This window comes from Burkholderia sp. RS01 (assembly GCF_039748055.1).
Taxonomy (GTDB): Bacteria; Actinomycetota; Actinomycetes; order Actinomycetales; family Micrococcaceae; genus Arthrobacter.
The window spans coordinates 193726-216766 of the sequence record NZ_JBDLAK010000006.1; the positions used below are offsets into that span (position 1 = coordinate 193726).

Annotated in this window: 20 protein-coding genes, 1 tRNA gene and 2 pseudogenes; 7 read left to right on the plus strand and 16 right to left on the minus strand. The window is 65.6% G+C overall.

Annotated features, from left to right (window positions below):
- Nucleotides 1-61 precede the first annotated feature (61 nt).
- The gene (locus ABFP37_RS08105; RefSeq protein WP_347033211.1) at nucleotides 62-1015 is read right to left on the minus strand and encodes a hypothetical protein; all 954 of its coding nucleotides are present in this window, start codon (nucleotides 1013-1015) and stop codon (nucleotides 62-64) included.
- Between the two features lie 155 nt (nucleotides 1016-1170).
- On the opposite strand from ABFP37_RS08105, the gene ABFP37_RS08110 reads away from it, so the two are divergent.
- Both ABFP37_RS08110 and ABFP37_RS08115 read left to right on the plus strand, forming a co-directional pair.
- Complete coding sequence (locus tag ABFP37_RS08110) at nucleotides 1171-1716, plus strand: peptidylprolyl isomerase (protein WP_078028438.1); 546 nt, start codon at nucleotides 1171-1173, stop codon at nucleotides 1714-1716.
- Between the two features lie 242 nt (nucleotides 1717-1958).
- A complete protein-coding gene (locus ABFP37_RS08115) occupies nucleotides 1959-2606 on the plus strand; it encodes a rhomboid family intramembrane serine protease (protein WP_347033212.1) in 648 nt (215 codons plus the stop codon).
- Between the two features lie 61 nt (nucleotides 2607-2667).
- Here ABFP37_RS08115 and ABFP37_RS08120 read toward each other — a convergent pair whose 3' ends face one another.
- The gene (locus ABFP37_RS08120; protein WP_347033228.1) at nucleotides 2668-3174 is read right to left on the minus strand and encodes an IS5 family transposase; all 507 of its coding nucleotides are present in this window, start codon (nucleotides 3172-3174) and stop codon (nucleotides 2668-2670) included.
- A gap of 890 nt (nucleotides 3175-4064) precedes the next feature.
- Between ABFP37_RS08120 and ABFP37_RS08125 the strand changes: the two genes are divergently transcribed.
- Nucleotides 4065-4538: a carboxymuconolactone decarboxylase family protein gene (locus tag ABFP37_RS08125; RefSeq protein WP_078028440.1), complete on the plus strand. Its 474-nt coding sequence runs from the start codon at nucleotides 4065-4067 to the stop codon at nucleotides 4536-4538.
- A gap of 280 nt (nucleotides 4539-4818) precedes the next feature.
- Here the strand turns inward: ABFP37_RS08125 and ABFP37_RS08130 are convergent, their stop codons facing one another.
- Nucleotides 4819-5418 carry a DNA-3-methyladenine glycosylase I gene (locus tag ABFP37_RS08130; RefSeq protein WP_347033213.1) on the minus strand — a complete coding sequence of 200 codons (600 nt, stop codon included), beginning with the start codon at nucleotides 5416-5418 and terminating at the stop codon, nucleotides 4819-4821.
- A gap of 13 nt (nucleotides 5419-5431) precedes the next feature.
- Entirely contained in the window at nucleotides 5432-5683 is a 252-nt protein-coding gene (locus ABFP37_RS08135) for a cell division protein CrgA (protein WP_078028442.1), read from the minus strand.
- Between the two features lie 175 nt (nucleotides 5684-5858).
- On the opposite strand from ABFP37_RS08135, the gene ABFP37_RS08140 reads away from it, so the two are divergent.
- Nucleotides 5859-6653 (plus strand): class E sortase, encoded by a 795-nt coding sequence (locus ABFP37_RS08140; RefSeq protein WP_078028443.1) that lies wholly within the window; start codon nucleotides 5859-5861, stop codon nucleotides 6651-6653.
- Nucleotides 6654-6821: 168 nt separating this feature from the next.
- Nucleotides 6822-7463 (plus strand): aminodeoxychorismate/anthranilate synthase component II, encoded by a 642-nt coding sequence (locus ABFP37_RS08145; RefSeq protein WP_347033214.1) that lies wholly within the window; start codon nucleotides 6822-6824, stop codon nucleotides 7461-7463.
- Nucleotides 7464-7529: 66 nt separating this feature from the next.
- Here the strand turns inward: ABFP37_RS08145 and pknB are convergent, their stop codons facing one another.
- From pknB to ABFP37_RS08180, 7 genes are read right to left on the minus strand one after another with little or no spacing between them, the layout of a single operon-like run.
- Entirely contained in the window at nucleotides 7530-9425 is a 1896-nt protein-coding gene (gene pknB, locus ABFP37_RS08150) for a Stk1 family PASTA domain-containing Ser/Thr kinase (protein WP_347033215.1), read from the minus strand.
- A 51-nt stretch (nucleotides 9426-9476) separates the two neighbouring features.
- Nucleotides 9477-11282 (minus strand): protein kinase, encoded by a 1806-nt coding sequence (locus ABFP37_RS08155; RefSeq protein WP_347033216.1) that lies wholly within the window; start codon nucleotides 11280-11282, stop codon nucleotides 9477-9479.
- Between the two features lie 38 nt (nucleotides 11283-11320).
- Nucleotides 11321-12775 (minus strand): penicillin-binding protein 2, encoded by a 1455-nt coding sequence (locus tag ABFP37_RS08160; RefSeq protein ID WP_078028448.1) that lies wholly within the window; start codon nucleotides 12773-12775, stop codon nucleotides 11321-11323.
- Nucleotides 12772-14217: an FtsW/RodA/SpoVE family cell cycle protein gene (locus tag ABFP37_RS08165; RefSeq protein WP_078028449.1), complete on the minus strand. Its 1446-nt coding sequence runs from the start codon at nucleotides 14215-14217 to the stop codon at nucleotides 12772-12774. Before ABFP37_RS08165 ends, ABFP37_RS08160 begins: the two co-directional genes overlap by 4 nt.
- Complete coding sequence (locus ABFP37_RS08170; RefSeq protein ID WP_347033217.1) at nucleotides 14214-15971, minus strand: PP2C family serine/threonine-protein phosphatase; 1758 nt, start codon at nucleotides 15969-15971, stop codon at nucleotides 14214-14216. The genes ABFP37_RS08165 and ABFP37_RS08170 overlap by 4 nt, the downstream gene beginning before the upstream one ends.
- 2 nt (nucleotides 15972-15973) lie before the next feature.
- Nucleotides 15974-16456 (minus strand): FHA domain-containing protein, encoded by a 483-nt coding sequence (locus ABFP37_RS08175; RefSeq protein ID WP_078028451.1) that lies wholly within the window; start codon nucleotides 16454-16456, stop codon nucleotides 15974-15976.
- The gene (locus tag ABFP37_RS08180; RefSeq protein WP_078028452.1) at nucleotides 16453-17196 is read right to left on the minus strand and encodes a DUF3662 and FHA domain-containing protein; all 744 of its coding nucleotides are present in this window, start codon (nucleotides 17194-17196) and stop codon (nucleotides 16453-16455) included. The genes ABFP37_RS08175 and ABFP37_RS08180 overlap by 4 nt, the downstream gene beginning before the upstream one ends.
- A gap of 399 nt (nucleotides 17197-17595) precedes the next feature.
- Between ABFP37_RS08180 and ABFP37_RS08185 the strand changes: the two genes are divergently transcribed.
- Nucleotides 17596-17678, plus strand: a tRNA-Leu gene (locus tag ABFP37_RS08185).
- A gap of 78 nt (nucleotides 17679-17756) precedes the next feature.
- Here ABFP37_RS08185 and ABFP37_RS08190 read toward each other — a convergent pair.
- Complete coding sequence (locus tag ABFP37_RS08190; RefSeq protein ID WP_347033218.1) at nucleotides 17757-18668, minus strand: 2-hydroxyacid dehydrogenase; 912 nt, start codon at nucleotides 18666-18668, stop codon at nucleotides 17757-17759.
- Nucleotides 18669-19006: 338 nt separating this feature from the next.
- Here ABFP37_RS08190 and ABFP37_RS08195 point away from each other — a divergent pair.
- A pseudogene (locus ABFP37_RS08195) lies at nucleotides 19007-19507 on the plus strand (ABC transporter substrate-binding protein); the annotation flags it as partial.
- 108 nt (nucleotides 19508-19615) lie between these two features.
- Here the strand turns inward: ABFP37_RS08195 and ABFP37_RS08200 are convergent.
- From ABFP37_RS08200 to ABFP37_RS08215, 4 genes and pseudogenes are all read right to left on the minus strand, one after another.
- Nucleotides 19616-19798 (minus strand): annotated as a pseudogene (locus tag ABFP37_RS08200) (MFS transporter); the annotation flags it as partial.
- A 268-nt stretch (nucleotides 19799-20066) separates the two neighbouring features.
- Nucleotides 20067-20771: a FadR/GntR family transcriptional regulator gene (locus ABFP37_RS08205; RefSeq protein ID WP_078028454.1), complete on the minus strand. Its 705-nt coding sequence runs from the start codon at nucleotides 20769-20771 to the stop codon at nucleotides 20067-20069.
- Nucleotides 20772-20781: 10 nt separating this feature from the next.
- Nucleotides 20782-21909: a mandelate racemase/muconate lactonizing enzyme family protein gene (locus tag ABFP37_RS08210; protein WP_347033219.1), complete on the minus strand. Its 1128-nt coding sequence runs from the start codon at nucleotides 21907-21909 to the stop codon at nucleotides 20782-20784.
- Between the two features lie 677 nt (nucleotides 21910-22586).
- The coding region (locus tag ABFP37_RS08215) for a hypothetical protein (protein WP_347033220.1) at nucleotides 22587-23041 on the minus strand (455 nt) is incomplete at its 5' end.

Below are 23041 nucleotides of genomic sequence, written 5' to 3' on the forward strand. Positions count from 1 at the left end.
ACCAGGCGGGACCCCTCCTTTTGCACGCCGTTGCGGGCGTGACGCTGTTACTTTTGGTTACTTACGTTCCGGCGGGCTTGCTGGCGCCGTTGTCCATGTTGGCGGCAATGTTCTTGACTGCCGTCTTGGCATCCGTGGGAGGTGTGCCGGCGCCGCCTTCAGGATCCTCGGCAACGTGCTTCGCCTTGTCGGGGCCCTCGTCGTCGTTGTCGTCGGAGGCCGCTTCGGCCGAACCGGCCGCGGACTCGCTGACGGTGGCTGCGGGAACGGGAGCAGGCGTTTCAGCCACCGGTGCAGACGCAGTGGGCGTGGACGGGGCCGGCGGGGTGGGTGTAACGGGTGCCGGGGTCTTCCAGGGATCCTCCACGGGCTTGGAAGCCTTCCACGCAGCGACGCCGGCGGCCACGGCCGCGGCGATCACAGCCACAATCAGGAGGCCCCGCTTCTTGGGCTTCTCCGGCTGCACCAGCGCCTTGCCGGTCACTGCCCTGCTGGCATCGGAGGCTGCTGTTTTCAGATGGCCACCGGCCACCTGGGCCTGCTCCTGGATGGTGTGGATGATGCCGGCGTCGCCGAGCTTCTGGGCCACGGCGTCCACTCGGGCAGGAGCGCCCTCCAGGGTGCGGTGGACTGCCTCGGAGGCGGTTCCGATCTGGTCCGAGAGGCGGGGAAGGTATTCCACCACCACGCGGTCGCGGGCCTGGGCAATGACGGGAGTTGCCCTGTCCAGGGCCTCGTGCAGCCGCGGCGTGGCTACCTCAACGGCGTCGTGGATCCTGGGTGCCAGCTGCGCCAGCCCGTCCTGCAGCCGCGGTGTCACGGTGGCGACGCCGTCGGCCAGGTTGTAGGCTGCCGATTTGAGCCCCTCCTGGATCTTGGGGGAAGCGGTGTCAATGCCATGCTGAAGGCGCGGCACAGCCCAATCGACGGCAGCCTCTACCTTGTCTTTCGCGGTGTCAACCGCTGAACTGACCGACAACTCCAGTTCGCGGGCAATACGATCCGATTTCTTCACAACTACCTCCCGATTAATGTGACGGCTCTGTCGCTAGCCTACGTTGATGATGACCCGGGCTGCTATCGTTCCGGCGGATTCAGCGCCGATTTCACCCAGCGCGGAACTGCCTTTACAGCCGCTTCCGCGTTGACCCTCCGTGAAACAATGGCGCTATGACTGCCACAGCAACTGCAAAAGCAACCATCCACACAAGCCTCGGCGACATCGTGGTCAACCTCTTCGGCAACCACGCGCCGAAGACCGTGAAGAACTTCATCGGACTGGCCACGGGCGAGCAGCCTTGGACGCACCCGGAAACCGGCGAAGACAAGACCGGTACGCCGCTGTACAACGGCACCATTTTCCACCGGATCATCAAGGACTTCATGATCCAGGCCGGCGATCCCCTGGGCCGCGGCGTCGGCGGACCGGGCTACAAGTTCGACGACGAGATCCACCCGGAACTGACCTTCAACGCCCCGTACAAGCTGGCCATGGCGAACGCCGGCATCCAGATGGGCAAGGGAACCAACGGTTCGCAGTTCTTCATCACCACCATCCCCACCGACTGGCTGCAGGGCAAGCACAGCATCTTCGGCGAAGTAGCTGACGACGAGTCCAAGAAGGTTGTTGACGCAATCGAGGGCGTCCGCACCGGAATGGGCGACCGCCCGGTTGAGGACGTCACGATCAACAGCATCGACGTCGAGCAGCTCTAACCCACACGATGAGTTACGGAATTCCGTCGGCAGAGCCGTCCGCGCAGGTTCCCGTGTGCCCCCGGCACCCGGACCGGCCCTCCTACGTGAGCTGCCAGCGCTGCGGGCGCCCCGCATGCCCAGAGTGCCAGCGGGCGGCCGCCGTCGGATTCCAGTGCGTTGACTGCGTCAACGAAGCAAAACGTACGACGCCGACTGCCAGAACGGTCTACGGCGGCGCCGTCGCGTCCGACAAACCTTTGGTGACGTTCGGGATCATCGCCCTGTGCGGCGTGCTCTATGTGCTGCAATGGCTGATTCCCGGCGACGAGGTCTACCAAAACCTGGCCTTCGCCACCGTCTACGCCACCCCGGAATACGGGGTGTTCGAGCCCTGGCGCATGCTGACGTCGGCCTTCCTTCATTCGCAGGGCTTTATCCTGCATATCGCGCTGAACATGTACATGCTGTGGATGTTCGGCCAGGCCCTGGAGCCGCTCCTCGGACGAGCCCGCTTCCTTGCCGTGTATCTCCTGTCCGCTATCGGCGGCTCAGTCGGTTATCTCCTGCTGACACCCGGCTACGTCCCGGGACAGCCCATCACAGGCGTCGTCGGCGCCTCGGGCGCCATCTTCGGGCTTTTCGGCGCCATGCTGGTGGTCCAGCGGCACCGCGGCGGAGACACCAGGCAACTCTGGGTACTCATCGCCATCAACGGCGTCATCGGTTTCCTGGTGCCCCAGATCGCCTGGCAGGCCCACCTGGGTGGCCTGATCACGGGTGGCCTCTGCGCTGCGGCGATCGCCTACGCCCCGCGTGGACCCCGCCGCAACCTCATGCAGGCAGGCGGCCTGGCCCTGGTCGCGGCACTGCTGGTGGCGGCCACCTGGTTCCGCATCATCGTCGGCTGAACCGCCAGACGCCAGCCCCGCACGGGCACAGACCGTCGCGCCGCGCCTAGGGCGTGTCTCCTTATTGGCGTAGCCAGATGACGACGGCGTAGAGGACGACGCCGGCTCGATAGGTCAGTGCGAGTTTGTCGTAGCGGGTGGCGACGCTCCGCCATTGCTTGAAGAGGCTGAAGGATCTTTCGACAGTGTTGCGGCCTTTGTAGGTCTCGGAGTCGAAGTTCACGGGCCGCCCGCCGCGTGAACCGCGGCGTTTGCGGTGTCCGATCTGGTCGGAGGGCTCCGGGATGACGGCTTTGATGCCCCGTCCGCGCATCAGTGACCGGTTCGCCCTGGACGAGTAGGCCTTGTCGCCCATCACGGCATCCGGCCGGGTCCTGGCGCGGCCGCCGCCGAGGCGAGGCACCCGGACGGCCTCCATTACGACGGGGAACATCGGCGAGTCACCACCCTGTCCGGGACCAAGAATCATCGCCAGGGGGCGGCCCTGGCCGTCGCAGGCATGATGGATCTTGGTGCTCAGCCCGCCTCTGGAGCGGCCGACCGCATGGTCAGGTTGTTCAGCAGACAGTTTCTTGTAATTCGGAAGTTCCCCCTGTGGTGCGGGGAAGGTTCGTCCCGTGCTGGTGAGCTCGGTTGATGGTCGAGTCCACCGAAACCGTCCAGTCGATCACCCCGGCGGCGTCCGCTTCGGCCAGAAGCTTCCCGTGGACCTGGTCCCACGTTCCGTCGGACGCGTATCGGCGGTGCCGCTTCCACACCGTCTGCCACGGACCGAACTCCGCGGGAAGGTCCCGCCAGGCAATGCCGCACCGGTACCGGTAAATGCTTCACCGTCCAGGCCTTTTCCCCCAGCCATACCCCGCCTCGTCCGAGGCGGGGTTTCTGGTTTGAACGGGTTTTCCACAGGGTTTATCCACACTGTTGGTAACTTACACGGCTGTAGTTCAACATTCGACGGCCCAAATTCCGCCGGGACTGGCGGTTCTTGCGCTCCGGGGGTCTGCGGCGTCCACACATGTGGATAACCCGCCACGGCGGAGTTGTGGTTAAGTGGACAACTTTGACGGGAAGACCACGCTCCGCGGTGCCGGAAGGCGATCTATCAGCACACGACGGGTTCTGGACGCTCCTGTCCCCACCACGGCGGCGTGAAGCCCGGCTTATGCGGGATGGACAGCCGGTGAACCCATGACGAACCGGACCGGCCGCGCACATTTTCAACAGGGTTATTCACAGTGTTAATAACTATCATGCATCTAGTTCGCGACAAACGCGTGCTGTGAAGGCCTAAATCGCGGCGATCGCCCACAAATATCCCACAGGTTATCCCCATCTGTGGATAACCTGTGGGAAGCTGCCTGTTGCTAAGTGGATAACTTCGCTCCGCGTGTAGTCTCGGATGAGTTGCCAGCCACGTGGACCCCGGAGGTCGTGGCCCGATGTTGCGAGGAGTATCCCGTGAGTAACCACTCCACCGAACATGTCTTCCTGGACAAGGAGCACCCTGCAGCCTGGCGCGCGTTGAACGGCCTGGGACTGAAGGCCAAGGAGGCTGCCCTCGAGGCTGGTTTGGACCCCAAGGTCATTGAGCTGCTGAACGTCCGCATCTCGCAGATCAACGGCTGCGCCTATTGCCTGGACATGCACGTGGCTGACGCCCTGAAAGGCGGTGAATCCGTGCAGCGCCTCGCAGTCCTGTCCGCCTGGCGCGACACCGCCCTGTTTGACGGCACCGAGCGTGCGGCCCTGGCCCTGGGAGAGAGCATCACGAACCTTCCGGACGCCCGGGAGCGGGACCTTGAGGACGGCTATGCGCGGGACCACCTGTCGGTCGAGCAGTACTCGGCAGTCAGCTGGTTGGCCATTGCCATGAACGCGTTCAACCGGGTGTCGATCACCAGCCAGCACCCGGTGCGGCGCAAGCAGGAGTAGCCAGGCAACGTTTTCCACAGACTTTCCACATCTGTTAATAACCCGCTGGCGCAACAATGGTGGCAGCGAAGGCCTTGGCGCGGCTTTCAGGTGGGCCCGGGGGCCGCGGCTTATCCACACTGTGGATATCGTTACCAACATGTGTGGACGGTGCCCATGGGTGGACTTCGGATGACCCGGGAACGGTCCTGTACGAGGACGATGTGCAGCTCGTCGTTGCGCCCGGCCTGAGCTAGCGAAACCGGAGTCAGCCATCCTCCGAGGTGTGGGCGGCGACGTGCTATGAGCGCCAGACTCCGGACGTACCGCGGCGGTGGCTGTCCACGAGGTGCGTGTCCACCATGCCGATGGCCTCCATGAGGGCAAACATGGTGGTGGGGCCGACGAAGGCGAAGCCCTTTTTCCTTAGCGCCTTCGAGAGCGCGATGGACTCCACCGACGTCGTCGGAACGTCGGCGTACGTGACAGGCTCCGGCGTGGAGGCCGGCTGAAACTGCCAGACGAAGTCCACCAGCCCGCCCTCGGCACGCAGTGCAATGGTTGCCTGCGCGTTGGTGATGGCGGCGCGGATTTTGAGCCTGTTGCGCACGATGCCCGGATCCTGGAGCAGCCGTTCGACGTCGGCATCGGTAAACGCGGCAACCGTCTCCGGGTGGAAATTGTGGAAGGCCGCGCGGAAGGCGGGACGCTTGCGCAGGATGGTGGCCCAGGACAGGCCCGCCTGGAACGCCTCCAGGCTGATGCGCTCGTAGAGGCCCTGTTCATCCCTTACGGGCAGGCCCCACTCGGTGTCGTAGTACTCGCGCATGAGGGGGTCCGACGAGGCCCACAGCGGACGTGCCAGGCCATCGTCGCCGATGATGATGCCTTCCACCGTCATGAAGTGGCGCGGGTCAGGAGCGCCAGCGGGTGGTCATCAGGAAGCCCGCGATGGCGATGCCGAAACCGGCCAGGATGTTCCAGGATTCCCAGGACTGGACGGGGAACTGTCCCTCGCTGATGTAGAACGTGATGATCCACAGCAGGCCGATGATCATCAGGCCGAACATGACGGGCTTAAACCAGACGGGGTTCGGCTTGTACGCCTGGGCGGAGACGGGCTCGGCCGGGCGGGCAGTCTTCTTACGTGGCTTTGACTCGGGCACATGTCCTCCTTGGCGGGCTGAATCAAGAGTGTGGACCGTGGCTTGATATCCTGCAGGAAGGAAATCGCCGGCGGTCGGGGTGCTCTTGGTCAAGTCTGAAGTCTTACTAGCAGCCAATTCTAGCTGTAGTTCAGGCCACACCGGCGCCCGCCGCAACCGCCTTGGAGGAGAACGCGTGGTACTGCAGGAGAAGGCGGCGCCCGCCGCCGTACCGGCCACCGGCGTCGTGATCCTGCGCAAAGCAGTCCAGATCTTCGGCGAGCTGCTCATCACGGCCGGCATCGTGCTCCTGCTTTTCGTCGCCTGGCAGCTGTGGTGGACCAACGTGGCTTCGGACGCCAAGCAAAGCGAAGTGGTCAAAGACTTCGCGCGGGAGCTGGGCGGCCCGGTCACTCCCGCACCGGTCCCGAGCCCGTCAGCCCCCGCGCCCGGAACCAAGGATTACGGCAAGCCCGCTGTCGGCACGGCTCCCGGCCACGGCGGGACGATCGGCATCATGTATATCCCCCGGTTCGGCGAAAACTACACCCGGCCCATCGTCGAGGGAACCACGGCGGACGTGCTGGACACCCTTGGCCTGGGCCACTACGGCAACACGTCCATGCCCGGGGCGGTGGGGAATTTCGCCGTGGCCGGCCACCGGCAGACGCACGGTGCCGTCCTGGACAACATCCACACGCTGGTGCCCGGCGACAAAATCTACGTCCAGACACGCGACGGCTACTACGTCTACGTATTCCGGAACAACCGGATCGTGATGCCCACCGACGCCGATGTCCTCCTGCCCGTGCCCTCGCAGCCGGGCGTCAGGCCCACGGAAAGCTTTCTCACCATGACCAGCTGCAACCCCCGGTTCGGATCCCAGGAACGGATCATCGCCTACTCCCTGCTGGACCACTGGCAGCCGGCCTCCGCAGGACCGCCGGCGGAGATCGCAGCCCAGGTGGCACGTGCCCGGGGGGAAGGCTGACATGTACGGCTGGATATTCCGTCACCTGCCGGGCCCCCTCTGGCTCCGCATTGTCACCTCAGTGTTGCTGATCGCCGGGGCCCTGTTCCTGATGGTCGAGTTCCTGTTTCCCTGGATGTCCCAGTTCACACAATTCACCGACTCAACGATTGGTGCGGCAAGCAACCCATGAGCACAACCAAGATCCTCGTCGTGGACAACTACGACAGCTTCGTCTACACCCTGGTGGGCTATCTCCAGGAGCTCGGCGCCGAAACCACGGTGGTCCGCAACGACGACGTGACGCTGGCCGAGGCCATCGAAATGGCGGAAACGCGCGACGGCGTCCTCATCTCGCCCGGTCCGGGCTCGCCGGCCGAGGCGGGCGTCTGCATCGAGCTGATCAAGTGGTGCGGAGAGCACAGCAAGCCGATGTTCGGCGTCTGCCTGGGGCACCAGGCCCTCGCTGAGGCGTACGGCGGGATCGTGACGCACGCGCCGGAGCTCATGCACGGCAAGACGTCGCTGGTGCAGCACGACGGTTCCAGCGTTTTCGCCGGGCTCCCCTCCCCCGTCACCGCCACGCGCTACCACTCGCTGGCCGCCGTTCGGGAGTCCATTCCCGACGTCCTCGAAATCACTGCCGAGACCGCCAGCGGCGTGGTCATGGGGCTGCAGCACCGCACCGCCCCGCTGTGCGGCGTCCAGTTCCACCCGGAATCGGTCCTCACCGAAGGCGGCTACCAGATGCTGGGCAACTGGCTCGAATCGCTCGGCATGAAGGGCGCAGCCGAACGGGCGGCCAAGCTCAGCCCCCTCATCCAGCACTAGCCAGCCGGAACTTCGCGGGCGCGGCGGCTTACGCCTGCGTCGCGGGACCGGTCAGCGCGCGGCCGCTCAGCTCTTGGTCGGCGACGGGCTCGGGGTGGGCGACGGGCTGAGTGTGGGCTTCGGCGCAGGAGCCTTTGAAACCGTGACGGTGATGGACTTTCCCTGTTCCACGAGGGCGTTGAGCGGATCGCTCTGCCCGGTTACCTTGCCGGGGACAACCTGGGAGTTCTCCACCTCCCTGATCACCGCGGTCAGGCCGATCGCCTTGAGCGCGGCCTCGGCTTCGGCCTGCGTCATGCCGCGCAGCTCGGGCATGGCCACCTTGCCTGTGGAAACCACAATTTCCACGGTGCTGCCGACGGCCACCTGCTGGCCGGGAGCCGGCTTGGTGGTGATCACAAGGCCTCCGGGCACAGTTGCGCTGTTGGCCATCGTGGTGGAGGGCGCCCCCACGAGGCCGGCCTGGCGCAGGATGTCGCGGGCGGCCGCCTCCGTCCGTCCCGGCAGGGTCGCCGGGACCTTAACGGCACTTGGACCCGCCGAAATATTCAGTGTCACGTCAGAGTCCGGTGCCAGCGACGATCCGGCCGGCGGCTCGGTTCCGATGGCTATGCCCTTCGCGATGGTGTCGTGCTGCACCCGCTTGATCTGCGGCCGCAGCCTCGCGTCGTACAGCAGCTGCAGGGCTTCAGTTTCCGTCCGGGCCTCCACCAGGGGGATGGCAATCCTGACTGGCTCAGCCGGCGGCTGGTTCATCATGTTGTACAGCCACAGGCCACCTCCTGCCAGAACCAGGAGCGTGAAGATCACAAACGTGGCCATCCAGGCGCGACGGCGGGACTTCTGTACCCCGGTGCGCTCCCGTTCGCGGGGGAGGCCAAGGGGCAGGTCATCCTGCTCGGCCGTCTCATAGACCGATGCGGCCTCCGCCGGCAGCACGGCATCGTCTCCGGTGCCGCGCGCCGGGCGGAACCGGCCGCCGGGAGCGTCGTCAAGGAAGCTGGCGCCGGTGACGGAAAAAGCGGCGGTCGCCGGTGTCCGGCGGGGTTCCGGAATGTGGTCGTTGGGGTCCGTCGGCGCCTCACTGGCTGACAGCGCAGGCACGGAGATGCCGTTCTTCGCGGCACGGAGCGCGCGCCGGAAGGCGGCGGCATCCTGGAAACGGTCCGCCCGGTTTTTCTGCAGTGCCTTCGCCAGGACGCTGTCCAGTGCTTCGGAAACTTCGGGATTGAAACTGCTGGCCGGCTCCGGTATCTCGCGAACATGCTGATAAGCCACTGAAACGGGGCTTTCACCAATGAACGGAGGCCGGCCGGTCAGCGTTTCATAGAGCAGGCAGGCGGCCGAGTACAGGTCACTTCGGGCGTCCACAGTCTCGCCACGGGCCTGTTCCGGGGAGAGGTACTGGGCCGTGCCCACCACCGCCTGCGTCTGTGTCATGGTGGCGGACGAGTCAGCCATGGCACGTGCGATGCCGAAGTCCATGACCTTGACCGTGTCCGAGTTTTCGCAGAACATCACGTTGGCCGGCTTGATGTCCCGGTGCACGATTCCGGCCTTGTGGCTGTACTCCAGGGCTGACAGCACACCCAGGGTGTAATCGATCGCCTGGTCAATGGTGATGTCCTTGGACCTGATCAGGTCCCGGAGCGTCTTGCCGGAGACGAATTCCATCACGATATAGGGAACGCGGACGTGATCCTGGGCGTCGCCGGGCACCGCGTGGTCGCCGGTGTCGTAGATGGCGACGATCGAGGGGTGGTTCAGGGCCGCGACGGCCTGGGCTTCACGCTTGAACCGGGCCTGGAACTGCGGGTCCCGGGCCAGATCCGCACGCAGCAGCTTGACGGCAACGGTCCGGCCGAGGCGCGTATCGACGCCACGGTGGACGTCGGCCATTCCTCCGCGTCCTATGAGCTCCCCGAGCTCATAGCGCCCGTTGAGGACGCGCTGTGGTGTCACAGGGATGCTATCCTCCCGGTGCGACGGAGTTCTTGGCGACGTGGTCACGGCTTACCTTTGGGTTGGAACGGTGCTGGGGGTGGCGGCTGGCGGGGAAACCAACGGGGCGGCGAGGTGGTAGGTCACCACGGATCCGGCCTCGACCTTTCGCCCGGCGTCGGGCTCGGACCTGACAAACGTGCCCGCTTCCTGCCCGGGGTCTCCGGCCTCTTCAGCGCCCTTGACCCAGCGCAGCCCGGCCTTTTCGATGGCGGCCTGCACCTCGGCTTCGCTGCTGCCCACGCTGATGTCGGGGACAGAAACCGATTCCGGACCCTTGGAGTACGTCACCTTGATGGTGTCCCCGACCTGCACAGGCCCGGCGGGATTGATGTCAGTGACCGTGCCGGGCGCCGCGGGATTGAAGACCTCGACGCCGTTCACCTGAAGGCCGAGGGCGATCAGGTCGTTGCGGACCTGGCCGTACGGCTTGCCAAGGTAGGCATCGGGTATCAGGTTGATGGCCTCCGGGGTGGTCTCGGTGGGCGTCGGCGACGGCGTGGTTTCCGTTGGGGTTGCCGAAGTTGCCGACGGCGTCGGGCTGGCACTCGTTGAAACAGTGCGGCTCGGGCTGCCTGACGCGGTGCCGGCGGGCGTCTTCGGGAACAGGATGCCGGCCTGGGTCAGCAGGACGCCCACGACGGCGAAGAGGACCAGCAGGATCAGTGCGATCAACGGCCAGGTCCAGGGGCTGCGCCCGCGCCGCTGCGGCTCATCCGCCGGTTCCTCGTCGTACTGTTCCTCTTCCTGGCTCCAGCTGCGCTCGGCGGCGAGGGCGTCGGCCCGCGAGAGTGTGCTGCCGGCACGCGTCGGCGCGTCCCCGGCTGCTGCGGCTGCGCCGGCAGCGCCGGCAGCGCCTCCCGCCGCCGCGCCAGCGGCCGCGGCGCCCAGCACCGGGAGTGCGGATGTCGCCGTCGTCGAGCTTTTTTCCGAGCCGATGACGCCGGTGGGAGCCGTGTGCGCCTTGACCGGGGCCGTGATGGGGCCGGTGGCGCCTTCGAAAAGCAGCATGCCGGGCACGGCGGCCTGGGCCGCGGGGATGTCGCCGTTGCGGATCGCCTCGGCGGCTTCGGACAGTTTGATGGCGTTGGCCGGACGGTTCTTCGGATCCTTGGCCAGCATGGACATCAGGAGGGCCCGGACCGGCCTCGGAAGGGTTTCCGGCAGCGGCGGCGGGGCGTCATTCACCTGCGCCAGGGCAATGGCGATCTGCGATTCGCCGGAGAACGGGCGGTGGCCCGAGAGGCATTCGTAGCCGATCACGCCGAGGGAATAGATGTCCGAGGCGCCGGTGGCTGTCTGGCCTGTTGCCTGTTCCGGCGCGAGGTACTGGGCGGTTCCCATGACCTGGCCCGTCTGCGTCAGCGGAACCTGGTCGGCCAGGCGGGCGATGCCGAAGTCGGTGACCTTGACCCGGCCGTCGGGGGTGATGAGCAGGTTTCCCGGCTTGATGTCGCGGTGCACCAGCCCCTGTGCATGGGCCACCGACAGCGCACGCGCCGTCTGGGCGATCATGGAAAGGGTGCGGTCCGGCGAGAGGACCTGCTCGTGTTCGATGATGCTGCTCAGCGGCTGGCCGGGGACCAGCTCCATGACCAGGTACGCGGAGCCCTCCTCCTCGCCGTAGTCGAACACATTGGCGATGCCCACGTGGTTGAGCAGGGCGGTGTGGCGGGCCTCGGCACGGAAGCGCTGGAGGAATCCGGGATCGCCCGTGTACTCCTCTTTGAGCACTTTGATGGCCACGATCCGGCCGAGGATGAGGTCCTTGGCCTTCCAGACTTCACCCATGCCGCCGATCGCAATACGCGTGGTCAACTGGAATCTGCCGCCGAGGGTGATTCCTGATGTAGGCCTCACTTATTCAACACCGCCTCAAAAATCTTCTTTGCGTTCGGACTGGTTAGCTGTGCGCCGGTGGAGATGTCCACGCCTTGCATGACGATCGTGACAGACACCTGCGGGTCGTTGGCCGGGGCGAACCCGGTAAACCAAGAGTTGTTCAATCCGGTGCCGAGTTCCGCGGTGCCGGTCTTGCCGGCGACCTGCACACCCGGGACTGCGGCTCCGCCGGCGATGCCCTCGCTCACCACGCTGGTCATCCACTGGGTGATCTGGCCGGCGATTTCCGGTGTGGTTGAGGTCCTCAGGGCCGTGGGCTTCGGTTCGTCCAGTACCCGAAGGTCCGGTGAACGTACGGCCTTGATCAGGTTGGGGGCCATCTGGACTCCGCCGTTGGCTATGGCCGAGGTCATCAGCGCGATCTGCAGCGGCGTGGCGCGGACGTCGCGCTGTCCGATGGCGGACTGGGCCAGCCCGGCATCGTCCAGGTTCTTGGGGAAGATGCTCTTTTGGTAGTCGACCTTGAGCTGGTCCCCGAGTTCCTGGCCCCAGCCGAACTTGGCGGCCTGCTCGGCGATCGCATTCTCGCCAAGGTCAAGGGCGATCCTGGCGAAAGGCGTGTTGCACGACTGCTGGAGCGCGAAGGCGAAGGTGGCGGTGTTCCGGGTGTAGCAGTTGCCGCCGGCGTAGTTGGGAAGCTTGTACTGGATACCGGGGAAGGACATCTCCGCCGGATTGGGCAGCTGGCTGTCCGCGTTGTATTTTCCGGAGGCCAGGGCTGCCGCAGTGTCCACGATCTTGAAGACCGAGCCGGGGGCCAGGACTGCCCCCGTGGGTCCGCTGACGGACTGGTTGAGGTTGACGCCCGGGACCTTGATGATCTCGTTGTAGGCAGCCTGCTCTTTGGCGGCGTCCTGGGTGGCGATCAGGTTGGGGTTGTAGGACGGCTTGCTGACCATGGCCAGGATGTTGCCGGTCTTGGGGTCCGTGACTACGATCGAACCCCGCTGGCCGTCCGGAATGAGGTCGTACGCCAGCTTCTGGATCTTGGGGTCGATGGTCAGCTCCACGGAGGCGCCCTTGGGCTGGTTGCCCAGGAAGAGCTGCCCGATCCGGTCCAGGAACTGCTGGTCCGAGCTGCCTGCGAGCTGGGCGTCCATGGCGCGTTCCAGCCCAGTCACTCCGTAATTCTTGGAGAAGTAGCCGGTGAGTCCGGCGTACAGCTCGGGCTGGGCGTAGGTGCGCTGGAATTTGCAGGTCTCGCTGGCCGGGACGGACTCGGCAATCGGTGTGCCTGCCACGAGGATGGCCCCGCGGTCATTGCAGTAGTTCTGCAGGATGGCGCGCTTGTTCCAGGCATTGGCCTTGAGTTCGTCGGCGCCAACCACCTGGACGTAGCTCAGGGCACCGAAGATCAGGGCGAACATGGCGATCGCGGCAATCCAGGAATGTCGAATGGCCTGGTTCACAGGTGTTTCACCGCCTCGGTGGGAGCGTCTGGAAGGATTTGGGTGGCGTTCTTGCCACGCCGGCCGCCGGAGGCTTCGGTTTTCTTCGCCTCAGGAACACCGCCCGGCTGCATGGGCGTCGTGTCCACCGGCCCGCGAGCCGTGTGCGAGATCATCAGCAGGAGGCCCACGATGATCCAGTTCGCCAGCAGGGAGGAGCCTCCGGCGGCGAGGAACGGTGTGGTAAGGCCCGTCAGGGGGATCAGCCGGGTCACGCCGCCGATGACCACGAAGCACTGCAGTGCCACCGCGAACGAGAGGCCGCAGGCCAGGAGCTTGCCGAAGGCATCGCGTGTCCCGAGGGCCGCCCGGAAGCCCCGGGTGAACAGCAGAAGGTACATCAGGACAATGGCGAAGAGCCCGATCAGGCCCAGTTCCTCACCGAAGGACGCGATGATCATGTCGCTGTTGGCAAACGGCACGAGGTTGGGACGGCCCTGGCCGAGGCCGGTGCCCACCAGGCCGCCGCTGGCCATGCCGAACAGACCTTCCACGATCTGGCCGCTGCCGCCGGGAGACCGGCCGAAGACTTCCTCCGTGAACGCGTTGAGCCACGCGTCGATGCGGAGCGCGACGTGCGAAAAGACCTTGGAGGCCACAAAGCCGCCGCCGAGGATCAGTGCGAGGCCGATCACCACCCAGCTGATTCGGCTCGTGGCCACGTAGATCATCACGAGGAACAAGCCGAAGAAGAGCAGGGAGGATCCGAGGTCGCGCTGGAAGATGAGCACGCCGATGCTTACGAGCCATGCTGTGATCATGGGGCCCATGTCCTTGAACCGCGGGAACTGCAGGGGCCCGATCTTGCGTCCGGCCAGCATGATGAGATCGCGGTTGGACGATAGGTAACCGGCGAAGAATATTGCCAGGGTGATCTTGGCGACCTCACCGGGCTGGAAGGTCATGGGGCCGAGCCTGATCCAGACCCGGGCACCCAGGATCTCACCGGCGGAAATGCCGGGCACCAGCGGCAGAATCAACAGCAGCGCGCTGGCGGCCAGCGAAATGTAGGTAAAGCGCCGCAGGACGCGGTGGTCCTTGAGGAACCAGATCACGGCAATGGCGACGGCCATGGCTATCAGCGTCCAGCGGAGCTGGTTGTTGCCGGTGTCCTCGCCGGGAGCGTCCAGCCGGTGGATCATCGCCAGGCCAAGGCCGTTGAGCGCCACCACGATGGGAAGTATTACCGGATCCGCATATTTTGCCCGGAAGCGGAGGACCACGTGGAAGACGAGGGCCGCCACCGCCAAAAGGCTTGATTGGAACCAGAAGTCAGTATCAAGTGCGGTTTGCCCGTCGACGCTGATCAGCGCGTTGGCGCCGATGCTGACCGAGAGGGCCAGCACCAGCAGCAGAAGCTCCACATTGCGCCGGGGTTTGGGCATGGTCTCGGCGATGGTCATTGGCCCGCCTCACAGGTCGCGGTTGGGGTGGGTGCAGCGGATGCCCCGGCAGTAGCGGTCGGCTTCGCGGTGGCAGCAGCCGTCGGCTTTGCAGTGCTGGTCGCCGTGGGCTTCGCGGTGGCTGCAGGGCGTGTGGCCCGCGGCGATGCGGACGGGGTAGGCGACGGAGTAATACATTCGTCCGAGGGCGCCGTGGTGCCCGTGCGTTCAAGGTTTTTGACGATGCGCTGGGCGTCGTAGAGATCGCGCGCGGGCACGGTCTGGCGGACCCGTTGCTGGGAGAACTGGGGCAGGGAATCCATCCGGATGTCCGTGACCGCCTCCAGCGTGGACAGCTGGATGGGGCCGAGGCGCTGTGAAACGCCGTTGAAGATGGCCACCCGCTGATCGAATTCGCCGATGTAGTAGCGCGTCTGGGTCCAGGCGTACCCCAGCCACAGGCCGACGGCGAGGACCACAAGCGCGGCCGCCGCGATGCCCATCGTGATCCAGCGCCGCGGACGTCTCTCGGGCCCGGGCTCCTCAGTGCCGTCGCGGTCCTGCTCGGATTTGTGGGTCAGGACGGTTGCTGCCCGGCGCGCCACGGTGCGGCCTGCAATGGTGGGAATGGAACCCGATTCGGCTGCCGTTACCGCTGCGCCGACCAGGAGGTGTGGCCTGGACGACAGCTCCTGGCGCAGCACTTCTGCCGATAGGTGTTCGCCCAGATGGGGATCTGTGCCGGTGCCGGGTTCCTTGGCCGGGGCGGATTCGGAATCTTCCGTGCCGGCCGCATCCGTTTTGTCATCCGCTTCGACATGCGGTTCAGCATCGTTCGCGGGCGCACCCGTGGACCCGGATGCCGGGGTCGGCGTGGCGGGCGCGTCGGCCGGTTTTGCGGGGCTGGCCGGAGCCGCAGCGCCTGGATCGGCGGCGGCAGCGGGCGTTGCGCCGGGTGCCCCGGCGGGAGGAACGACGTCGACGGCGGCTGTTCGGACGTCGTCGGGCGTTTCCTCGACAATTTCCGCCATGACGACGGTGACGTTGTCCGGGGCGCCGGCCTCGAGGGTGAGGTCCACGAGGGTTTCCACGCATTCGCGGAGGTCCTTCGTTTCCCGGACTGTCCGCTCCACGACGTGGCCTGCAACGTAGTTCAGGCCGTCGGAGCAGAGCAGCCAGCGTTCGCCGGGCTGCACCTCCAGCGTGTCGAGGTCCAGTTCGGGGCTCGCGTCGACGTCGCCGAGGACGCGCATCAGGACGTTCTTGTGCGGGTGGGTTTCGGCTTCCTCAGGGCGCAGGCGGCCTTCGTCGATCAGCCGCTGGACGAAGGTGTGGTCCACGCTGATCTGCTCAAATTCACCATCACGCAGGCGGTAGGCGCGGGAGTCGCCGATGTGGGCGAAGTGAAGCTGGCCCTCGGCCAGTAGCAGGGCCGTTACGGTCGTACCCATCCCGGCAAGCTTGGGATTGATGTGGACAAGTTCCGAGAGAAGGGAATTGGCGGTCTGGATTTCATCGGCCAGGACGGTACCGGCGTCGCCGTGGTATTCGTCCGTGTCCAGGTGGATCATGTCCAGAACCGTGGCGGCCGAGGCAACATCACCGCCGGCGTGCCCGCCCATGCCATCGGCCACGACGGCGAGATGCCTGCCCACGTAGGCGGAATCGTCGTTCTTGGCACGGATGCGGCCGACGTCGGAACGGGCGGCGTAACGCAAAATGAGCGGCCGCTTCGGGGCTGGTGCCTTCTCTGCGGGAATGTCCGGGGCGGCCATGGCTATGGCCTCAATTCGATGACCGTCTTGCCGATTCTCACGGGTATACCAAGGTCCACGGGAAGGGCCCGGGTGAGCTGTTGGTCGGCCAGATATGTGCCGTTGGTGGAGCCGAGATCCTCAATGAACCAGCGGCTTCCCTGCGGAAAGAGCCGGGCATGCCTCCCGGACGCATAGTCGTCCTCGAGCACCAGGGTGGCCTCCTGGGCCCGGCCCAGCAGGATGGGGCTCGCGGCCAGGGGCACGGTGGTTCCCTTAAGGGGTCCTTCGGTCACCACAAGTTGGCGGGCCTGCTGCTTGACGGGGGCGGGAGGCGGCTCGGCGAGTTCGGGGTTCTTGCGGACCTGCCGTGCCGTGGGCGCACCGGTGGCGGCCTTGCGGCCGATCATGAGGTCGCGGCGCATGGCAGAGACAATGCTGAAGATGAGGACCCAGAGAAGCAGGAGGAAGCCGAAACGCAGGGCGGTGATAGTCAGTTCGCTCATGGGCGGCCGCCAGTGTTGGCGGGCAGGAGGCGGAAGATGATTTTGGTCCGTCCCATCGTGATGGTGGAGCCGTCAGTGAGCTCCATGCTGCCGGCCACTTTATGTCCGTTGACGTAGCTGCCGTTAGTGGAACCGAGATCCACGGCCGTGGTGGTGCCGCCGGCCGTCTGGATTTCCAGATGGCGGCGTGAAACTCCGGTGTCGTCCACCAAAATGTCAGCTTCTGATGAACGGCCCAGGACGATAGAGGGTGCGTTGAGTGAATACCGCTGGCCGTCGATGTCCAGGACCGGCTGCAGGCGGACCGGCTGGCGGCTGGGCGCTGCGGGAACGTTGGCGCGGGGCGCCGCTGGTGCTGGAGCGCCGGCGGACTTTTCGGTTTTCGAGGTGATCTCGAAGTCTCCGGCCCGGTGTGCCTCGTCCCGCCGGAAGGAAATCCGGACGGGGCCCTGCAGTGTGTAGCCCTGGCTGCGGACATGGTTGATGACTACGTCGCAGAGTTCCTCGGCCAGCGGTGTGCCCCACTCCTGGGCCCGCTGGAAGTCGTCGTCGCTGAGCATCACGTCAAAGACATTGGGGGCAAGGGTGCGGCCGGCGGCAACAGTGATGGCTTTATGGTCCACTTCGCGGCGCAGGCGGCTGGCGATTTCCACAGGCTCAACCTGGGCCTTGGAACCGGTGGAGAAGACGCCGCGGACGGCCTTTTCGATGCCACGCTCGACTTTGTCAAGCAAACCCATGGTCCCTCTCCTTTCCTTGCAGCTGCGGGGCAGCACATCTCGTGGAACTCAACTGGCAACGCAGGTCACAACAGAACAGCGGGCCCGCCGGAAGCGGGCGCCTATACATCCGATACTACTTGCCACGCCTGCGAATGACCTTAATCCACAACGCGCCGGACGCTCGATTCGTTCATTTTGGAGGCCCCGGTGTTTGCGGGATCACACGCCCGTGGGCGCAGTCCCGCCGGGCTGCGGCGGCCATAGACGACGGCGACGACGCCTGCGGACGGGACCGGCACTGCGCCCCGGAAAGGCCCGATTGGCGTTTTGCCGGGATTGTCCGTTATGCTTGATCTCGCTGCTTTTACGAGGTTGAAACTCCGGATTCCGGGGCTGAAACTGTGTCGAAGAAGTTGCGCGCGAGTGGCGGAACGGCAGACGCGCTGGCTTCAGGTGCCAGTGTCCGAAAGGGCGTGGGGGTTCAAATCCCCCCTCGCGCACGCATCAGAAACACCCCGGTCTTTGGACCGGGGTGTTTCTTTTTGCCCTTCCGCAGGGCAGTCGTGCCCGGCCGTGCATCAAACGACAGGCGTGACCAGGGTTCCGTCCGCTGCGAACTGTGCGAGGTTCGCGAGCGTGAGGTCGGCCATGGCGGCCCGTGTCTCGTGTGTTCCGCTGCCCAGGTGCGGCAGCAGGACCACGTTGTCCATCGCCAGCAGATCCTGGGGCACCTTTGGCTCATCGGTGTAGACGTCAAGGCCTGCGCCGGCCAGCTCACCGGCGAGCAGGGCCGCCACCAGGGCCTGTTCGTCGACGACCGAACCCCGGGCGATATTGATGAGGTAGCCGTCAGGGCCGAGTGCCTCGATGACCGCACGGTCAACCACGTGTGCAGAGTCCGGGCCGCCGGCCGCTGCCACAATGAGTACGTCCGTATTCCTGGCCAGTTCCACCGGGGACGGCGCGTAGTCGTACGTTACCCCGGCCGCCTCCTTGCGGTTGTGGTAGCTGATGATGCAGTCGAAGCCTTCCAGCCTGCGGGCAATCACCTTCCCGATCCTTCCAAGGCCAAGGATCCCCACGCGCTTGCCGCTGGCATTGGTGGCGAGGGGAAAGTTGCCTTTACGGGTCCAATTTCCGCGCCGGACGTACCGGTCTGCGGCGCTGGTGCGGCGCAGCACATCCACGTAGAGGGCGATGGCGGTGTCCGCCACGCAGTCGTTGAGGACATCGGGCGTGTTGCTGACGGAAATTCCCCGCTCTGCCGACTGCTGGACGTCGGTGGTGTCGTAGCCAACGCCGAAGTTCACCACCGCACGGAGGTTAGGAAGGGCGCGCATCAGTTCGGTTCCCACGCCGAAGCGCCCCGATGTGACGGCGACGTCAAAGGTGCTGCCGCGGCGTTCCAGGAACTCGGCCTGGTCGGCTGCGGAATCGGGGAGCCGGACGGCGCCGTACGCGTCGACCACCGTGTCTTGGACAGTTTGCATGAGTGGCCCTACCTGCAGGACAGCGACGTTGTTGTTCATACCCTGCACAGTAGGTTCGGGGATCCATACGCGTCCAACATGCAATAAGCATGGATCGATGCAAGATGTGAATTGGTGGTCCAAATTTGGCGGAATAGCGGGGCAGTTGGGGGCGCGTGGTGCCCATCACATCGCCCCGGGATGCGGCGAAGGGCCCGACGCGGGGGCGGGCTGGCCCTCCGTCCCCTTGTGGTGTTTTTGGAATCACAACTAGCTTGAGTCCAGCGCGGCCCCCAGCTCCCTGTCCTCACCATCGTCAAAGCTGCAGCCTGCCGTGCTCCACTAATCCGGAGGATCCAATGACGTCTTCTTCAACACCCCTATTTTCCGCACCGGCGGTCAAATGGCCGGCCCTCGCGGCCGGGGCCCTGCTGGCGCTGAGCGGCTGCGCCGTGTCCAATTCCGAGGCCGCACCTGCCTCCGGAAGCGCTCTCCGCGTGGTCCTTGCCCAGGAGCCGCCGACGCTGGAGGCCTGCGAGTCAAACCTCACGTCCACCGGCGTGGTGGTGCGCTCAAACGTGACGGAGCCGCTGGTAGAGCGGAATCCCAAAACCGGCGAACTCGAACCCTTGCTCGCAACGGAGTGGAAAGCAACGTCAGCCACGGGATGGACGTTCAAGCTGCGCGAAGGCGTGAAGTTCCAGGACGGCACACCGTTCAATGCGGAAGCCGCGGCCTTCACGATCGACAGGGCCGTCAACTCCAAGCTCGGCTGCAACGTGGAAGGCTACGTGTTCGGCGATGCCGAGCTGAAGGTGAAGGCTGTCGACGCCACAACCCTCACCGTTACCACGCCCAAACCCGACCCCATCCTCCCGCTGCGCCTTTCCTTCCTTGAGGTGGTGCCGCACGAAGGCCATGAGGAAGGAGACGATGCCCCAGCTGATCATGATCCGTGTCAGCCACACCTTTGCGCCGAACTTCTCCATCATCACGTTGCTGGGGAGTTCGAAGATGGCGTAGGCGATGAAGAACAGACCGGCGCCGAAGCCGTAGGCGGCGGCGCCGATGCCCACGTCGGCTTCGAGGTGCTCATGGGCATAGCCGATGTTGGACCGGTTCAGCTGGTTGCATACGAGCATGACCAGCATGATGGGCAGAACACGCTTGAAAAACTTCTTCGTGGCGTGTGCCACGTCCGTGACAGCGGTGTCTACAGACTGCCTGGGTAATTCCTTTGAATAGGCGACGCGGGTCGACTGGCGACGGGCGATAGATCTGTGGCCAGCGCCACAGCGATTTCACTCACTGTATTGGCCACCCGCGATGCGCGTCCAACACAAAATTTGCATTACCGAATACCTTGAAGGAATGGCGAAGCCCCGATCGCAGGATGCCGCCCGTAGAGCGGCCCCGTTGTCAGCCGGCGGCCGGCGCCGGGGCGCGCAGGCGGCGCCGGGAATTCGCCAAATGGTTGCGCATGGCGGCCGACGACGACGATTCGTCACCTTCTGCGATGGCAGCGTAGATGGACCCGTGTTCGTGGACCACCTGGTCGAAGTGGTCGCGGGCGTAGTGCTCAACGCCCGTCATCAGCCGGGTCCGGGGCATGGCGATCATGGTCTGGCCCAGTGACGCGAGGCAGTCGGAATAGAACGGATTTCCGGAGGCCGCGGCGACCGCACGGTGGAAGTCGTAGTCGGATTTCATGGCGTGCGCCGGGTGCCCTACGCTGGCGGTGAACTCTTCGAGGGCTCGCAGGACAACCTTCAGCTGGCGGTCGGTGCGATTCCTTGCTGCCAGAGCGGCGGCCTCGGACTCGACGCCCATGCGGAACTCAAGCAGGTGCAGGCGGTCCTCCATGGTGACCACAGCGCGGGTGCCTCGGGCCGAGGTCGGCCCGTCCGGAGGCGGGGTCAGCGCAAAGCTGCCCCGCCCCCGCTCGGTTTCCACGAGTCCTTCGGCCTGAAGCCGGGTGAGCGCGGAACGGACCACCGTGCGGCTGACGCCGAACTCGCTGATCAGCGTGTTTTCGCTCGGCAGCTTGTCGCCGGGCTGTATGGCGCCGTCGACAATGCGGGCGCGAAGATCGGCGGCGAGGTCCGCGGTCAGGTTCCGGCTCATGGGTTCAAGATTACGCGCCGAACTCCACGGCCTCGGTGGTCCAGGCGCGTGCCTGGTCACTGAGGCTCACGCCCAGCCCCGGACGGTCGGGAACGATCATGCGGCCGTTCTTCGTTTCGAGGCGCTCGTTGAACAGGGGATCGAGCCAGTCGAAGTGTTCCACCCACGGTTCGCGCGGGTAGGCGGCGGCGAGGTGCAGGTGGATCTCCATGGCGAAGTGCGGGGCCAGGCCCAGGCCGCGTTCGTCCGCGAGGGCGGCGAGGCGGAGGAACTGCGTAATGCCGCCGACGCGGGGAGCGTCGGGTTGGATGATGTCGCAGCCGTTGGCGTTGATGAGGCCCTTGTGCTCGGCCACCGAAGCCAGCATCTCGCCGGTGGCGATGGGCGTGTCGAGGACGGAGGCGAGGTGGGCATGGCCCTCGAAGTCGTAGGCGTCCAGCGGCTCTTCAATCCACACGAGGTTGAATTCCTCGAGCTGGCGCCCCATGCGCAGTGCGGTGGCGCGGTCCCACTGCTGGTTGGCGTCCACCATGAGCGGCACGTCCCAGCCGATGTGTTCGCGGATGCCGGCGACGCGGCGAAGGTCCTCTCTGCTATCGGGGAGGCCGACCTTGATTTTGATGCCGCCGATTCCCTCGTTGATGGACTGGGTGGCGCGTGCTTTGACCTCATCCAGGGTGGCGTTGAGGAAGCCGCCGGAGGTGTTGTAGGTCTGGACGGAATCGCGGTAGGAGCCTAGGAGTTTGGCCAGGGGCAGGCCGGCACGCTTGGCCTTCAGGTCGTACAGGGCGATGTCGATGGCGGCCAGTGCTTGGGTTGCCACGCCGGAGCGGCCCACGGAGGCGCCGGCCCAGAGAAGCTTGGTGTAGATCTTGCCGATGTCGTTGGGGTCCTCGCCGATGATGCCTTCGGCGACTTCCTTGGCGTGGGCGTACTGGGCAGGTCCGCCGGCGCGTTTGGAGTAGCTGAACCCGATGCCGCTGTGTCCCTGCTCGGTGGTGATTTCGGCGAAGAGGAAGACAACCTCGGTCATGGGCTTCTGGCGTCCGGTGAAGACCTTGGCGTCGCTGATGGGGACGGCCAGCGGGAGCCTCGCCGTGGAAAGTTTGACGTGCCGGATGAGGTCGACCGTACTCATGGGTTCTCCTTGAAGACTAGGGGGCAACATCGCCCGCACTTCTTAGGCTACAAGTAGCAAACTTGTATTACAAGTAATGGCGGGAAATGGTCCCCGGGAGCATGCGGCAGCCGCACAGTGCGTTCTGCCGGCTCCGCACGGTCGCTGCCCCTAGCGCGGCCTCCCGGTGGGTTTAGTTGCGGTGTTGGTGGTTGCGGCGGGGTGTTTGTTTGGGGTCGATGTGGGGTGGGGGGGATGAACCAGGGGATGCCGGTTTGCATGTGGATGGTCCATTGTTCCTTGTGGATGAGGTGGTGGTGGTGGGTGCAGAGGAGTGTGCCGTTGTCGGTGTTGGTGGGTCCGCCGTGTGACCAGTAGGTGGTGTGGTGGGCTTCGCACCAGGGGGCGGGGATGGTGCAGTTGGGGAAGGTGCAGCCTTGGTCGCGGGCGGTGATGGCTTTGCGGATGTGGGGCGGGAAGATGCGGGTGGTGCGGCCGATGTCGAGGATGCGGCCTTCGCTGCCGAGGAGGATGGGGATGATGTCGGCGTCGCAGGCGATTTTGCGGATGGTGGCGGGGGTGACGGGGCCGGTGTAGGTGAACGTTCCGGTGCCGGTCGCGGTGCCGGGTGGCCCGCCCGCGGGGGATCCGGGCTGGTTGCCGCCGGTGGACCGGGGACGGCGATTCGCGGTGGTGTTCTAGCGGGCTCCGTTGGTGGCGGTGGTTTCGAGGCGGTCCAGGAGGTCCTGGTAGCTGATGGTGACCATGACCTGGGGCCGGAGGCCGCCGGTGGCGGGCAGGGTTGCGGTGGCGAGGGCGGTTTTGCAGGCGCCGATGAGGCCGTCGAGGAGTTGTTGGGGCCGGGTGCGGCGTTCCAGGTGGGCGGTGTCGGCGGCGGCCTCGGCTGCCGCGCCGAACCCCGGCCCCGTGTGCAGTGTCGCCGCCGTCGAAGTGTTCGTGTCCGTCCCTCCGGCCGTGTCCGCCGCCGCGGTGTCTGCGTCCGTGGTGGTGACGTCGGCGCCCTCTCCGCCCTCTCCGCCGTTTCCGGGGCCGGTGGTGGGTGGGGTGCGGGGGTTGGTGGCGGTGTTCATGACGGTGAGGAGGTGTTCGTATTGGTCGGCGGTGGCGAAGATTTCGAGGTGGTGGAGTCCGC

Bases quoted from the DNA above. Each gene is read 5' to 3' on its own strand.
- ABFP37_RS08110 (WP_078028438.1), top strand. From the start codon at position 1,171: ATGACTGCCACAGCAACTGCAAAAGCAACCATCCACACAAGCCTCGGC.
- ABFP37_RS08130 (WP_347033213.1), bottom strand. From the start codon at position 5,418: ATGACGGTGGAAGGCATCATCATCGGCGACGATGGCCTGGCACGTCCG.
- ABFP37_RS08145 (WP_347033214.1), top strand. From the start codon at position 6,822: ATGAGCACAACCAAGATCCTCGTCGTGGACAACTACGACAGCTTCGTC.
- ABFP37_RS08165 (WP_078028449.1), bottom strand. From the start codon at position 14,217: ATGACCATCGCCGAGACCATGCCCAAACCCCGGCGCAATGTGGAGCTT.
- ABFP37_RS08170 (WP_347033217.1), bottom strand. From the start codon at position 15,971: ATGGCCGCCCCGGACATTCCCGCAGAGAAGGCACCAGCCCCGAAGCGG.
- ABFP37_RS08175 (WP_078028451.1), bottom strand. From the start codon at position 16,456: ATGAGCGAACTGACTATCACCGCCCTGCGTTTCGGCTTCCTCCTGCTT.
- ABFP37_RS08180 (WP_078028452.1), bottom strand. From the start codon at position 17,196: ATGGGTTTGCTTGACAAAGTCGAGCGTGGCATCGAAAAGGCCGTCCGC.
- ABFP37_RS08190 (WP_347033218.1), bottom strand. From the start codon at position 18,668: ATGCAAACTGTCCAAGACACGGTGGTCGACGCGTACGGCGCCGTCCGG.
- ABFP37_RS08205 (WP_078028454.1), bottom strand. From the start codon at position 20,771: ATGAGCCGGAACCTGACCGCGGACCTCGCCGCCGATCTTCGCGCCCGC.
- ABFP37_RS08210 (WP_347033219.1), bottom strand. From the start codon at position 21,909: ATGAGTACGGTCGACCTCATCCGGCACGTCAAACTTTCCACGGCGAGG.